The sequence below is a fragment of the Lysobacterales bacterium genome (assembly GCA_019634735.1).
Lineage (GTDB): Bacteria > Pseudomonadota > Gammaproteobacteria > Xanthomonadales > UBA2363 > Pseudofulvimonas.
Genome location: JAHCAT010000002.1, coordinates 24,875 through 38,940, shown reverse-complemented (window position 1 = coordinate 38,940; position 14,066 = coordinate 24,875). Strand labels below are relative to the sequence as shown.

The window sequence follows — 14,066 nt, the reverse complement described above, 5'->3', positions numbered from 1 at the left end:
GCGGGGGGACTCGGGCACGTGGCGGCACCGGACATCGGTGACAGCCACATCCCGTCGTACGTCCAATCGACAGGCCGTGATCCATGCGTTGCCGGACTTCGCCGTTCGCCACCGGCGGCTGGCGCGCTGTTGGAGAGCGGCCTGCTGATTGCGGCCACGCAGGGCCGTCCGGACATGCGCCGGACGGGGGGATTTCGGGGGCGGCCAGGATGGCAGCTCTTCATGGGACCGCCAGGGCGCGCACGCCGGAGGGCACGCACAACGGGACAGCCATAGGGAGAACGATGAGATGAAGAGGAACATACGGCTGGGGGCGTTGCTGTTGCCGGCGCTGCTGGTACTGGGTGCCGCAACCGCCGGCGCTGGCCCGAAGGGACGGGCCCTGGGTGGCGCCTGGCAGGATCTCGGCCCGGGTCCGGCCATCAATGGCCAGGTCGAGGGCATTCCGAACCGGCCCGTGGTCGGTGCCATCAACGCGCTGGCACCGCACCCCGCCAATGCCGACGTGCTGTGGGCCGCCGCGGTCAACGGCGGCCTGTGGCGGACCGACAACGCGACGGCCAACAACCCGTCGTGGACCAGCCTGACCGACGGCCTGGGTTCGTTGTCGTTCGGCGCGCTCAGTCTTGACCCCACCGATGCCAGCCACCAGACCCTGGTCGCCGGCACCGCCCGCACGTCCAGCTTCGCGCGCATCGGCGGCGCCCGGATCGGCCTGCTGCGCAGCACCGACGGCGGCGACAACTGGACGGTGCTCGATGGCGGCGGCGTCCTGGCCGGTCGCGATATCCACGCCGTGCTGGCGCGCGGCGCGACCCTGCTGGCCGCCACCGAGAACGGAATCTATCGCTCGACCAACACCGGTGCCGGCTTCGCGTTGGTGTCCGGGGCCGGCGGCAGCGGACTGCCCGCTGGCCGCACCACCGACCTGGTGGGCGATCCGGGCGACCCGGCGCGCCTGTTCACCGCCGTGGTCTCCGGCAGTGCGGTCGGCATCTATCGCAGCACCGACACCGGCGCGGGCTGGAGCAAGGTCTCGAGCACCGCGATCGACACCCTGCTCAACAGCAACGGCCGCACCCGGCTGGCCACCGGCCCCGCCAACAGCGTGTTCGCCGCGATCATGCTGGCATCCAACAACGGACGTCTCGGCCAGGTGTATCGATCGGGCGACGGCGGAGGCAGCTGGACCGAACTCGGCGTGCCGACCACGGCAGAGCAGAACGGCGTGCTGTTCGGCGCCCATCCCGGCGGCCAGGGCAACATCCATTTCTCGATCGCTGCCGATCCCGGCAACGGCAACCTGGTGTACATCGGCGGCGACCGCCAACCCTACTTCGGCGAGGGCGTGCCGGGCAGCAACCAGTTCTGGCCCAACTCGCTGGGCGCCCAGGACTACACCGGACGGCTGTTCCGCGGCGACGCCGCACAGCCCCCTGCCACCCGGTGGTCCTCCATCACCCACTCGGGCACCAGCAACAATTCGGCGCCGCACGCCGACTCCAGGTACCTGGCGTTCGATGCCCAGGGCAACCTGCTGGAAGCCGACGACGGCGGCGTGTACAAGCGGAACTCCCCGCAGAGCGGCAACGGCGTTTGGACCTCGCTGAACGGCGACATGCAGACCACCGAGTACCACGGCATCGCCTACGACGGCCTGTCCGACCGGGTGATCGGCGGTGCCCAGGACACCGGCACCACCGAACAGCAGACGCTGTCGTCGACCACCTTCGTCAGCGTCTCCACCGCCGACGGCGGCGACACCGTGGTCGACGACCATTCCTCTCCGACCCTTTCGTTCCGCTACTCGAGCTTCCAGAACCTGTCGAGTTTCAGGCGCCGCAGCTACAACGCCAACAACGTCTTCCAGTCCCAGGTGTTCCCGCCGCGCACCCCGATCGGCGGCAGCCCGTCCATGCAGGCGCAGTTCTACACCCCGCTGGCGGTGAACCAGGCCAATGGCCTGCGCCTGTTGTTCGGCGCCAACAACGGCGTCTACGAATCGCTCGACCAGGGGGGCACGGTGACCCGCATCTCCGAGCTGCGCGTCAACCGCTTCGTGGGCGACCCCATGGTCTACGGACTGCCCGGCAATCCCGATTACGTGCTGGTCGCGATCGAAAACACCCTGCACCGGCGCACCAGCGCCGGCACCCCCCTGACCCTGGTGGCCAGCTTCGGCGCCGGCAACGACTGGATCCGCGATGTCGCCGTCGATCCCGACCAGCCGCTCCGGATCTTCGCCGCCACCGCTACCGTGATCCACGCCAGCAGCAATGGCGGCGGCAGTTTCGCGCCGGTGACCGGCAACCTGCCAGCGTTCGGCCCGGGCGAGCTGCGCGCCCTGGCCTACGTGCCGGGTGCGGCGCACGACGCCCTGGTGGTCGGCACCGACCGCGGCGTGTTCGTGGCCCTGGAGCCAGGCGGCTTCTCGACCTGGGCCCGGCTGGGCACCGGCCTGCCCAACGCGGTGGTGTTCGAACTCGACTACCACGCCGGCCGCGACGTGCTGATCGCCGGCATGCTCGGACGCGGCGCCTGGAAGCTCACCGATGTGAGCCAGCTCGACCTGATCTTCGCGGACGGCTTCCAGTGACGCGCCCGCCCGCCCCGACCCCCCGAGGACCCCAGCCATGATCCGCAACAGCCGCAACGTCATCCGGCTCGCCCTCCTGCTCGTCCCGGCACTGGTGGTCGCCGCCATCCCGCCACCGACGCCAGCCGATGGCGGCGATGCCCTGGTGCTGTCGCCCGGCGTGCTGGTCGCCGCCGGCCAGCCGCGCGCCTATGTGAGCGATGCCCGCGGCCGGGTCGCCGCCATCGACCTCGACGACGGCGGCGTGCTCTGGGCCGGGCCGGCACGCGGTCAGCCCCTGGCACTGGACGGCGACACGCTGTGGGTGCTCGGGCATCCGGAGCGACCCGGCAGCCTGCGCCTGCTGCGCGTCGATGCCGGCTCCGGCGCCGTCGACGGCCAACTGGTCGGCGAGCTGCCGCCGGAGGTCATCGCCTCCCCCATGGCGCTGCCCGCCAGCCGCTTCCATGTCCTGGCCCTGGCCGGCGCCGGGGGGCTGGAGCTGCACTGGCAGTTCGAGCAGTGGCCGCTGCGCGGCGCCAACCTGGTCGCCGCCGACCAGGACGATGACGATGCCGCGTCCCTGTCCTCGGGCGTGCTGCGCCTGGACCCGGACCAGGCTCGACTCGCCCAGGCGCCGTCTCTCGACGCCATACCGTTCCGCCGGCCCGATCTGACCGGGGACGAGCGGCTGCCGGACCTGCCCGGCGTGCAGTTCCGCGCTGCCGACGACGGCCACGTGCAGACCAGCAGCCCGGTTCCCGACCCGGTCTTCGGCCATCGCTGGCGCTGGCAGCTTCACGAACGTGCCGGCGGCGGGCCGGCCGGCGCCAGCGTGGTCGCAACCCATGCCACCAGTCCTTTCCTGGTACGCGGCTCGACGCTGCTGCTGCGCGAGGAGCCGGTCGCCTATCGCGACGGCGACGGCAATGCCATCGAGCTGGGCGTCCGGTTGCTGGCCATGGATCTGGCGACCGGACGTCAGCTCTGGGCGATCGAGCTGGCCGATCCCGAGCACCGCCTGCCGCCACCGCCCTGACGACGCACCGGCGGACGACGTCCCGATCAGGCCATACCTGCCCGTCCGGCGCCTGCCCGGACGGGCGCCCGGCAACTCGACCGCTGCACATCCGCTGTGCCATGCGGCCTTGCGGACCCCGGACCGCCGGGCAGATGCGACCGGACCGGGCCTGCCGCCCTGCCACCTGGATGCGCGCGCAGGTCGCCGCGCCCGCCAGTGCTGAGCCAGTCCGGGGCGAAACGACGCTATCTGGGATCAGGGGCTCCGAGGGAGCCCGGATCCGAGGAGTGTCGTCATGAGCCACGTCAGCCCCTTGCCCACCCGGTGCCGCCCCGGCATCCGGCCCTGGGTCCTGCTTGCCCTGCTGATCGCCGCCTCCGCCCAGGCGGGCACGCCGCCGCCCGGCGGCGCCGACCTCAACCTGCTGCCCAACAGCCGCTTCCTGGGCAGCGGCGGAGCCGTGGAGGGCAATGTCACCGGTACCGTTCCGGCCGCGTGGCGGGGCTTCGCAGTCGGCGGCGCCGCACTCGGCCTGCAGGCCGACCCGATCGCCGCCGACGCGCTGTTCCCGGGCAGTCCCGCGACCTTCGCGATGCGCGTGACGGTCACCGCACGCGGTGCGGACCAGGGTTTCGACAACGCGCCCTGGCTGTTCGCCCTGCAGCCCGGGCGCGGCTACCGCGCAGGCGTCTGGGTGCGCTCGGGAAATCCCGGCATGGCCAGCCAGGGATTCTCCGTGTCGATGCCGTTCTTCGATGCCGACCTGGCGTACACGGGGCGCGATCCGGGGGCCTTTGCAGGCATCGCCGGCCCCGACTGGACCTGGGTCGAGGGGCCACTGGCCGTTGCCGAGGCCGGCGATGCCTATGCGCAGATCGCCATCCGCCTGGCCGACGACGGTGGCCAGGACATCCTGCTGGTGGCGCTGCCCCGGGTGCCCGGCCCGCCGGTCGGCAACGACGTGCCGAACCCGCAGTTCGTGGGCAGCGGCGGCGTCGCAGGGGGGGCGGTCACCGGCACCGTGCCCGACCACTGGCGGGCGTTCGCATTGAACTCGACCAGCCTGTCGCTGGAACGGGTGTCTTTGCCGGCACACACCCTGTTTCAGGGCGCGCCACCCGCCAGCGCCATGCGCATGGCGGTAGGCAGTGGCGACGGCGGCAGCGCCGCCCTCGACCACGAACTGGCGCGCGCGCGCCTGCTGCCCGGCCATCTCTACTACGCGGAGGTCTTCCTGCGCTCCGGCAACGCCGGCGGCTCGGCGCAGCAGGTCCTGGTGAACGTGCCGGTGTTCGCCGCGGACGGCACCTTCACCGGGCAGCAGCCCGGCACCTTCCAGGTCACCGTCGGGCCGGAGTGGACCCTGGTCGCCGGCCCGCCGTTCCGGGCCGAGGCAGGGACCACGGCCAACCTGGCCTTCCGACCGCAGGCCGACGGCGACGACGACATCGTGCTGGTGGCGGCACCGCGTCTGGTCGGCCCGACCGAGGCCCTGTTCGTCAACGGCTTCGAATAGCGCACGCCGGCCTAAGGTGTCGTCAGGCTGAACGTGGCGCGGCCCGATCCGGTCGGTTTCCGGACCTGTTCAGCCCGGCACGTCGATGGTGGACGCGCCGGCCCCCCGGCCGGCCAAGCCGCCCTGCACCACCCGCAGAGGAGCCTGCGCAACCAGCAAGCAAAGGAGAGTGCCATGACCAGACCGATTTTCGTGCCCGTCCTCGCCACCCTGACCTTCGCCGGCCTGCTCGCCGCCTGTGCCGCGCCGCGCACACCCAGCACGGCGCAAGGCGTCGAACGCCACTTCAACGCCATGGACCGCAACAACGACGGCGTGCTGACCCGCGAGGAGATCAACCCCGAGCTGCGCCTCTACCAGGAATTCGACCGCTGGGATGTCGACGGCACCGGCGCCATCGAACTCGACGAGTTCCACGAGTACCTGCGCCACAACCAGCCGCCGCGCTGAGCCGGACGGCCGTCCCTCGCGCGATCGACGCGCACGCGGTGGCTCGCCTCGCGGAGGCCAGCGCACCGGGTGCGAGGCGGCTGCGCTGGGAGTCCGGGGCCGCCGCGACGGCGGCAGCAGGCCGCCTGGACCCGGTCGGGGCGACCTGCTCCGGTCGGCTCAACGGCACGGCGTTCTGCGCCAGCCCGGATGTTTCGTGAGATCTCGTAGCGAGGCCGCCGAGATCGCGACGTGGCGCGAAGATCGGCGGCCGCAGTAGCGGTCTCCTGCAATACCCGGGCTAGCGTGAGACCAGGACGAAACCACCGCGCGCGCACCGCCGCCGTTCCCCGGTATCGAGGTCTTCGGCATGCATCTCCACCTCCACCCGCAGGGACGTCCGGCCACGGCCCACCAGCCGGGCGATCAGCTCCACCGCCTGGCCGATTCGCACCGGCGCGTGGAAGTCGACCGGCTCAGCGCGCGCGGTGACCACCACGCAGCGGGCCACCCGGGAGGCGACCAGGAACGCCGCCTTGTCCATCCAGGCCAGGGCCTGACCGCCTAACAGCGTGCCCAGGTGGTTGGCGTGGTCGGGAAACACGATCTCCCAGGTGGACAGCCGGGCGTGGTCCGGGCATGCCTCAGAATGCGGCATCGAACTCGACCTCGCCGGAGACCGCCACCTGGTAGGCGGAGACCCGCCGCTCGAAAAAGTTGGTGAGCTCCTGTACGTCCTGGAGGTCCATGAATGGAAACGGATTCCGGCTGTGGTAGCGGCGCGGCAGGCCGAGCGTGGCCAGCCGCTGGTCGGCCACGTACTGCAGGTACTCGCGCATGTCCTTGAGCGACAGGCCGGCGACGCCGCCGGCCAGCACGTCCTGCGCGAACGCCAGTTCGCACTCGACCGCCTCGTCGAGCATCTCCACGATCCGCGCGCCCAGTGCCTCGTCGAACAGATCCGGTTCCTCCTCACGGGCGGTGCGGATCACCTCGAAGGCGAACGCCATGTGCCCTGATTCGTCGCGGAACACCCAGTTGGTGCCGGCGGCAAGACCGGGCAGCAATCCCCGCGATCGCAGGTAGTAGACGTAGGCGAACGCCGCGAAGAAGAACAGTCCCTCGATGCAGGCTGCAAAGCAGATCAGGTTGAGCAGGAAGCGCTGGCGTCCGGTACGGTCCTGCAGCGGCCCCAGGTCGGCCACGGAGTCCATCCACCTGAAGCAGAACTCCGCCTTTCGCCGGATCGAGGGGATGTTCTCGACCGCCGCGAAAGCGCGGTTGCGGGCCTGCGGCTCCGGCAGGTAGGTGTCCAGCAGGGTCAGGTAGAACTGCACGTGCAGCGCCTCCTCGAAGAGCTGTCGCGACAGGTACATGCGCGCCTCCGGCGCGTTGATGTGCCGGTAGAGGTTCAGCACCAGGTTGTTGGCGACGATCGAGTCGCCGGTGGCGAAAAAGGCCACCAGCCGCTCGACCAGGTGCCGCTCGGCGTCGCCAAGCTTGTTGCGCAGGTCGTTGACGTCCAAGGAGAAGTCGACCTCCTCGACGGTCCAGGTGTTGCGGATGGCGTCCCGGTACATCTCGTAGAAGCGCGGATGGCGCATCGGCCGCAGGGTCAGGTCGAAGCCCGGGTCAAGCAGACGGGCGGTGGACGGGGCGCTCATTGGCAGGCCTCGCAGGATTCGGGGTTTTCCAGCGAGCAGGCCACGGCTGCCGTTGCTGTCGGCCGGTCGGCGACCGTGGTCTTGGCGATCCGGGTCGCCGGTCGCGAACGCAGGTAGTAGGTCGTCTTGAGCCCGGCCTTCCAGGCGTACATGTACATCGACGACAGCTGGCCGATGCCCGGGCTCTCGATGAACAGGTTGAGCGACTGGCTCTGGTCGATATAGGCGCCTCGGGCCGCGGCCAGGTCGATCAGCGACCGCTGTGGCAGCTCCCAGGCGGTCCGGTAGATGAGTCGGAGGGGCTCGGGAATCTCCTCTACGCCCTGTACCGAACCCTCGGCAAGCTTCAGGCGATCGCGCATCCCGGGCGTCCACTGACCGATCCGCTTGAGCTCCTCGACCAGGTAGCGGTTGACCACCAGGAAATCGCCGGACAGGGTCTCGCGCTTGAACAGGTTGCTGACCTGCGGCTCGATGCACTCGTAGCAACCGGCGATCGAGGCGATCGTGGCGGTCGGCGCGATCGCCACCAGCAGCGAGTTGCGCAAGCCGTGCTCGCGGATCCGCACGCGCAGGGCGTCCCAGCGGGCCGGATCCCCCGGTTGCGTGCCCCAGGCGTCGAACTGCAGTTCGCCCTCGGCGGCACGGGTCTCCGCGAACGCCGGATGCGGGCCGTCGGCGATCGCCAGGTCGACCGACGCGGCCAGGGCGTTGAAGTAGATCTCCTCGGCGATCCGGGTCGACAACGCCAGGGCCTCGGCCGAATCGAACGGCAGGCGAAGCCGGAAGAAGACATCCTGCAGGCCCATCACGCCCAGGCCGACTGGCCGCCAGCGCAGGTTGCCGCGCCGCGCCGACTCGATCGGATAGAAGTTCAGGTCGATGACGGCATCCAGCTGACGCACGGCAGCCTGCACGGTCGCCGCGAGCCGGTCGAAGTCGAAACCGTGTTCGTCGACGTGCCGGGCCAGGTTGACCGAACCCAGGTTGCAGACCGCGGTCTCCTCGGCCGAGGTCACCTCCAGGATCTCGGTGCACAGGTTCGACAGGTGAACCACCCGGCCGGCGAGCCGGGTCTGGTTGCAAGCCCGGTTCGCCTTGTCCTTGAAGGTCATCCAGCCGTTGCCGGTCTGCGCCAGCGTGCGCATCATCCGGGCGTACAGCTCGCGCGCGGGAAGCGATTTCCGGGCCAGCCCGGCCGCCTCGGCCGCCTCGTAGGCGCGGTCGAACTCGTCACCCCAGAGGTCGACCAGTTGCGGTACGTCGCGGGGATCGAACAGCGACCAGGCCGAATCGGCCTCGACACGGCGCATGAACAGGTCGGGGATCCAGTTCGCCAGATTGAGGTTGTGGGTGCGCCGCGCCTCGTCGCCGGTGTTGTCGCGCAACTCCAGGAACTCCTCGACGTCGGCATGCCAGGGCTCCAGATACACGCAGGCCGCGCCCTTGCGCTTGCCGCCCTGGTTGACCGCCGCCACCGAGGCATCGAGGGTCTTCAGCCAGGGCACCACGCCATTCGACAGGCCGTTGGTGCTTCGGATCAGCGAGCCGCGCGAGCGGATCCGCGAGTAGGACAGGCCGATGCCGCCGGAGAACTTGGAGAGCCGGGCGATGTCGGCGTAGCGCTGGTAGATGCTGTCGAGGGTGTCCTCGGGAGAATCGAGCAGGAAGCAGCTGGACAGCTGCTCATGACGGGTGCCTGCGTTGAACAGCGTCGGCGAACTGGGCAGGTACTCCAGCCGCGCCATGCGACCGTACAGGTCGAGCGCCAGTCCAGTGTCCTCGCCGGACAGCGCACAGGCGATGCGCATGAAGAACTGCTGCGGCGTCTCGATCACGGTGCGTTGCTGGGGGTGGCGAAGCAGGTAGCGGTCGTAGACCGTACGCAGGCCGAAATAGTCGAACTCGGCATCGAGCAGCCGGTCGATCGCGTCGTTGAGCTTGCGCGCGTTCGCCTGCACGAAGCCCAGCAGACGATCGCAGACCAGGCCGAGGTCGTGACCACGGGCGATCGATTGCGAAAAGGCATGGATGCCGTTGCCAGCCACTTCCTTCTCGACGACCTGGGCGAGCAGGCGTGCCGCCAGGCGCCCGTACTCGGGCTCCTCTGCGACCAGGGATGCCGCGGTGCGGATCGACAGCTCGTCGAGTTCGCGGGTGGTCGCGCCATCGTAGAGACCGGAGATCGTTCGGGTCGCGACACGCATCGGATCGACTCCGGCAAGTCCGTCGGTGCAGCGGGTGACGGCCCGGACGATCTTGTTGAGATCCACCGGCTCGCGCCGTCCATCGCGCTTGGCGACGGTCATGACGCTGGGGTGGTGGGGTGGCGACAGCACCAGTGCCGATGTCGGCTCCGCGCTCGACGAAGGGCGGACCTCCGGCGCGGCCAGATCGGGGGTTTCCATGGAATGGGTCATGCGGGCGTCCTCGGCAACGCACGGGCCGCGCCACCGCCCACGCGGCAACGCGTTGGCGGGCATCCGACGACGCCGGCCCCTCGGCCCGCACCATCGTCCGCCCGCCGGCCAGGACCGCATCGGGATGACGCGCATGGACGCCCGGCGTGCCGCCGCGCGGCCAGCCGGATCGTCCGGCCGCCCTCCCGCGAGGGTCGCTGGACCGGAACCGCGCGTTCGTGCTGCGCGCGGGTGCTGGCAGGTCTTCGGGCTCGGGGACCTGGAGGCGGACCTCCACCTAGTGGCCGGGCTTCCCGGCGCCTGCGCGCCAGTGCCTGTTCGACGGTCGTTTCCCCATACCGCTGCGGGGCAGCGCCGGATTTCCACCGGCTTCCCTCTTCGTTCCGCGATCGACGACCACGGAAACCAGCGACCACAACATATTGGGTCGCCGAGCCTTCGTCAATCGCATATATTGCGAACGCCCACGACGGTTCGACAGGCAGGACAGGGGATGCGACTGGTCATCAAGCTCGGCACCTCGACGGTCACCGATGCCGCGGGCGCGCCCGACCGCGGCCGCCTGGCCGCCCTGGTGCGTGTCCTGCGCGCCCTGATCGATCAGGGTCACGCGCCGGTGCTGGTCAGCTCCGGGGCGGTGGCCGCCGGGCGCATGCGCCGGCCGGACATCACCGCCGGCCGCGACGTCCCGCACAAGCAGATGCTGGCGGCGATCGGCCAGCCGCTGCTGATGGCCCTGTACGGCGAGCTGTTCGCGGCGGAAGGGCTGGCGGTGGCGCAGGTGCTGCTCACCCACGCCGACGTCGAGCATCGGCGCCGCTACCTCAATGCCCGCACCACCCTGCTCGGCCTGCTCGACGCCGGCGTGGTGCCGATCGTCAACGAGAACGATACCCTGGCGACCGCCGAGATCCGGGTCGGCGACAACGACCAATTGTCGGCCCTGGTTGCCGGCCTGGTCGACGCCCCGCTGCTGATCCTGCTGACCGATCAGCAGGGCCTGTACGAGGCCGATCCGCGCCTGCACCCGGATGCCGCGCTGATCGAGCGCATCGACGGCGAGGAGATCCCCGAGTCGATCTGGCAGGCGGCAGGCGGCGGCGCCGGGACGCTCGGCACCGGCGGCATGCTGACCAAGCTCAAGGCCGCGCAGATCGCCCGGCGCGCCGGCACCGATACGGTGATCGCCCATGGTGGCGATCCCGCGGTGGTGGCGCGCCTGCTTGCCGGTGAAGCGATCGGCACCCGGATCGGTGCGCTGCTGGCGCCACGCGAAGCGCGCAAACGCTACATCCTGGCTGGCGGCCGGGCGCGTGGGCGGATCCGCGTCGACGCCGGTGCCGGCGCCGCCCTGCGCGGCGACCGCAGCCTGCTGGTGGTCGGCGTCACCGGCTGCGAGGGTGGCTTCGGCCGGGGCGACACCGTGGAGGTCGAGGGCCAGGATGGCCAGCCACTGGCGCGCGGTATCGCCAACTACGCGCAGGCCGAGCTGGAGCGGATCGCCGGACGCCAGTCCGGGCAGATCGAGGCGGTGCTCGGCTACGGCTACGGTCCCGAGGCGATCCACCGAAACGATCTGGTCCTGCTCTGAACGCCGGCGGCGCGGGTCGGCGACAATGAACGCCGATGCCGGCCCAGCACGGAGCCGGAGCAGCAAGGCCCCAAGCCCATGACCCAGGACATCACCGCCCTGGCGCGCCGTGCGCGCGCTGCCCTGCCCGCGCTGGCCGCTGCACCTGGCGAGCAGCGCGATGCCTTCCTGCGTGCCCTGGCCGCGCGGCTGCGCGCCGACCCGGAACCGGTGCTGGCGGCCAACGCGGCCGACCTGGCCGCCGGCGCGCACCTGGATGCGCCGATGCGCGACCGCCTGCGCCTGGACGGCGATCGTCTGGCGACCCTGGCCGACGGCCTGGATGCGCTGGCCGCCCTTGCCGATCCGCTGGGCGTGCGCTTCGACCAGCGCACCCTGGCCAACGGCCTGCGCCTGCATCGCCGGCGGGTACCGCTGGGCGTGCTCGGCGCCATCTACGAGGCGCGCCCGAACGTCACGCTGGACATCGCCGCGCTGGCGATCAAGACCGGAAACGCCGCGGTGCTGCGCGGCGGCAGCGAATCGCTGGCCAGCAACCGGGCGCTGGTCGGGGCGGTGCACGCGGCGCTGGCGGACACCGGTCTGCCGGTCGACGCGGTCGGCTTCGTCGACTCCCCGAACCGCGCCGCGGTCGCCGCACTGCTGGCCGCCGGCGACGACATCGACCTGATGATCCCGCGCGGCGGCGCCGGCCTGCACGCCTTCTGCCGGCAGCATGCGCGGATGCCGGTGGTGACCGGCGGCATCGGCATCTGCCACCTGTACGTCGATGCCGCCGCCGACCTGGCGCGCGCCCTGGCGGTGATCGCCAACGCCAAGACCCAGCGACCGACGGTGTGCAACGCCCTCGATACCGTGCTGGTGCACCAGGCGGTGGCTGCGCGTTTCCTTCCGATGCTGGCCGCGGACCTGCACACGCGCGGTGTCGAGCTGCGCCTGGCGCCGGCGGTGCGCGCGGCGCTGGACGCCGCCGGCTTCCAGGCGACTCCGGGCGCCGCCGCCGTGGTCGAGGCCGGCTCCGGCGACTTCGACCGCGAATGGCTGGCCCTGGTGCTGGGCATCGACGTGGTCGACGGCCTGGATGCCGCGATCGCCCACATCGCCCGCCATGGCAGCGGCCATTCCGACGGCATCCTCACCGACGATGCCGATCAGGCCGCCCGCTTCCTGGACCGCGTGGATTCCGCCGCGGTGTACTGGAACGCCAGCACCCGGTTCACCGACGGCGGCGAGTTCGGCCTGGGCGCCGAGGTCGCCGTGTCCACGCAGCGCGTGCATGCGCGCGGGCCGATGGGCCTTGAACAGCTCACCAGCTGGAAGTGGGTGGTCGAGGGCGACTACCACGTCCGCTGAGGCGAACCCCGGCCGGCCCACCGGGCCCCGCCCGGTTCGCGTTCCGGAACCTGGCAGTCGCGCAGGACGTGCATGACCTGGCCCACCCGACGTTGTGCGGGCGTTGGCACGCCGGTTGCCGTGTCGTGGTCCCCTCATCCGGACCCGCCATCATGTCGAAGCTCTCCCGTCTGCACGCGCTCTGTCTCACTCTTGCCGCCGCACTGTCTGCCGGCAATGCCCTGGCCCAGACCTTCCAGTGGTTCGACGGCAACTTCGCCGAAACCCACACCCTGAGCTGCGTGCTCAACACGCCCCAGGTGCTGACCATGGCCAGCATCGGCTACTTCGGCGCCAGCGACGCCAGCCGACCGTTCGTGGGCGAGCCCTACTACGCGCGCGTGCTGGTCGGCACCGTGGGCAATCCCTGCCCTGGCGGCGCCCAGGTCCGCATCGAAGTGCTGATGCCGCTCGCCACCCAGCCCGTGGTCGGCAACAACGAATTCCGGACCCGCTGCTTCCTGACCAACCTGAGCACCAACCAGCGCCAGGAGTACCTGGATGGCAGCTGCCCGCTGACACCGGCCGTCGCCCCGAACGGGCGCTGGTCCTACAACCCCAACCCGGCCTTCGGTCCGGCGTGGCCGGTGCCCACCGGCCACCTGCTCGAAGTGCTTTTCCCGGTCCGCAGCCTGGTGCCGCTCAACGGTGTCGTCAACGGCGACAACGCCCGTTTCGCCGGCGTGATCCAGTCGTTCGACGGTCTCAACAATCCTTTCAGCTATCCGATGCAGTGGGTGTTCGTCGCCCAGGGCATCGACCGGATCTTCGCGAGCGGCTTCCAGCAAGGGAGCGAACCTGCCCCCTGATCTCCCGCCCGCGCATGCCCGGCAACCCGGCCGAAAGCCGTGGCGGTCAGCATCGCCCCCCGCGGCACCTGCGCTGGTCGCCTCGCCATTCGATGACGCTGGCCGGCGCGCGCCGGGGCGATGCGTGCGGCGCGCCGGGTATCCGTCCCATGCGCAGCAGGACCTGCGGTACCCGCGTCCCGGTCAGTTCGGCGAGCCGGCCTCGCAGGGCGTCGACCTGGATCGGCTGGTTGAGGTACGAGGCCTGCAGGCCCCGCGCACAGCCCGCCAGCAGGACGTGCTGCAAGGCCTGGCCGGCCCGCAACCAGTCCAGGGGCCGATCGTCTTCGGTCTCCAGCACCAACAGCAGGGGCGATGCCTCGAGCAGGCGTCGGTCCTGGGCGGCGACCAGGGTGCCCAGGTCGAACGAGCGCACCGCCGAGCGCACCAGGGGGGCCACCAGGGCCGGCAGGCCAAGGCCATCGCCACGGCGGCGGGTCCGCATCCACGCAGCCAGCTCCTTGCGCCATGCAGACGTGCGCCACTGCCGGGCGTTGCCTTCCGACACTAGCAGGCTGTTGAAGAACAGCCTGCTAGCGGCGGCCATGGATGGCCGCTCGGCGAAGCAAGTGCGTAAGCAGTTGATTCGACGGGAGCCCGTCCGGACCTG

Annotated in this window: 11 protein-coding genes and 1 riboswitch; of the genes, 7 read left to right on the top strand and 4 right to left on the bottom strand. The window is 70.9% G+C overall.

Translation table 11 applies throughout. From position 1 onward, the window contains the following. Positions 1–289: 289 nt before the first annotated feature. The 4 genes from KF823_02885 to KF823_02870 all read left to right on the top strand — a co-directional run bounded on the left by KF823_02885 (position 290) and on the right by KF823_02870 (position 5,562). Positions 290–2,596 carry a hypothetical protein gene (locus KF823_02885; GenBank protein MBX3724841.1) on the top strand — a complete coding sequence of 769 codons (2,307 nt, stop codon included), beginning with the start codon at positions 290–292 and terminating at the stop codon, positions 2,594–2,596. A gap of 37 nt (positions 2,597–2,633) precedes the next feature. Further along, positions 2,634–3,614, top strand: coding sequence for a PQQ-binding-like beta-propeller repeat protein (locus KF823_02880; protein MBX3724840.1), 981 nt, complete (start codon positions 2,634–2,636; stop codon positions 3,612–3,614). A gap of 277 nt (positions 3,615–3,891) precedes the next feature. Continuing rightward, a complete protein-coding gene (locus KF823_02875) occupies positions 3,892–5,112 on the top strand; it encodes a hypothetical protein (protein ID MBX3724839.1) in 1,221 nt (406 codons plus the stop codon). A 174-nt stretch (positions 5,113–5,286) separates the two neighbouring features. Beyond that, the gene (locus KF823_02870) at positions 5,287–5,562 is read left to right on the top strand and encodes an EF-hand domain-containing protein (GenBank protein MBX3724838.1); all 276 of its coding nucleotides are present in this window, start codon (positions 5,287–5,289) and stop codon (positions 5,560–5,562) included. A gap of 280 nt (positions 5,563–5,842) precedes the next feature. On the opposite strand, the gene KF823_02865 is transcribed toward KF823_02870, so the two are convergent. The 3 genes from KF823_02865 to KF823_02855 are packed head-to-tail and all read right to left on the bottom strand — an operon-like array spanning position 5,843 to position 9,613. Further along, a complete protein-coding gene (locus tag KF823_02865; protein MBX3724837.1) occupies positions 5,843–6,199 on the bottom strand; it encodes an acyl-CoA thioesterase in 357 nt (118 codons plus the stop codon). Continuing rightward, positions 6,186–7,205 carry a ribonucleotide-diphosphate reductase subunit beta gene (locus KF823_02860; protein ID MBX3724836.1) on the bottom strand — a complete coding sequence of 340 codons (1,020 nt, stop codon included), beginning with the start codon at positions 7,203–7,205 and terminating at the stop codon, positions 6,186–6,188. Before KF823_02860 ends, KF823_02865 begins: the two co-directional genes overlap by 14 nt. Next, positions 7,202–9,613, bottom strand: a complete 2,412-nt coding sequence (locus KF823_02855) for a ribonucleoside-diphosphate reductase subunit alpha (protein MBX3724835.1) — start codon at positions 9,611–9,613, stop codon at positions 7,202–7,204. Before KF823_02855 ends, KF823_02860 begins: the two co-directional genes overlap by 4 nt. A gap of 230 nt (positions 9,614–9,843) precedes the next feature. Further along, a riboswitch (cobalamin riboswitch) is annotated at positions 9,844–10,050 on the bottom strand. A gap of 68 nt (positions 10,051–10,118) precedes the next feature. Here KF823_02855 and proB point away from each other — a divergent pair. From proB to KF823_02840, 3 genes are all read left to right on the top strand, one after another. Next, positions 10,119–11,216: a glutamate 5-kinase gene (proB, locus tag KF823_02850; GenBank protein ID MBX3724834.1), complete on the top strand. Its 1,098-nt coding sequence runs from the start codon at positions 10,119–10,121 to the stop codon at positions 11,214–11,216. A gap of 78 nt (positions 11,217–11,294) precedes the next feature. After that, on the top strand, positions 11,295–12,569 hold the full coding sequence (locus KF823_02845) for a glutamate-5-semialdehyde dehydrogenase (protein MBX3724833.1): 1,275 nt from the start codon (positions 11,295–11,297) through the stop codon (positions 12,567–12,569). Positions 12,570–12,721: 152 nt separating this feature from the next. Further along, a complete protein-coding gene (locus KF823_02840; GenBank protein ID MBX3724832.1) occupies positions 12,722–13,417 on the top strand; it encodes a hypothetical protein in 696 nt (231 codons plus the stop codon). A 46-nt stretch (positions 13,418–13,463) separates the two neighbouring features. On the opposite strand, the gene KF823_02835 is transcribed toward KF823_02840, so the two are convergent. Further along, positions 13,464–14,003, bottom strand: coding sequence for a hypothetical protein (locus KF823_02835; protein MBX3724831.1), 540 nt, complete (start codon positions 14,001–14,003; stop codon positions 13,464–13,466). Positions 14,004–14,066 lie beyond the last annotated feature (63 nt).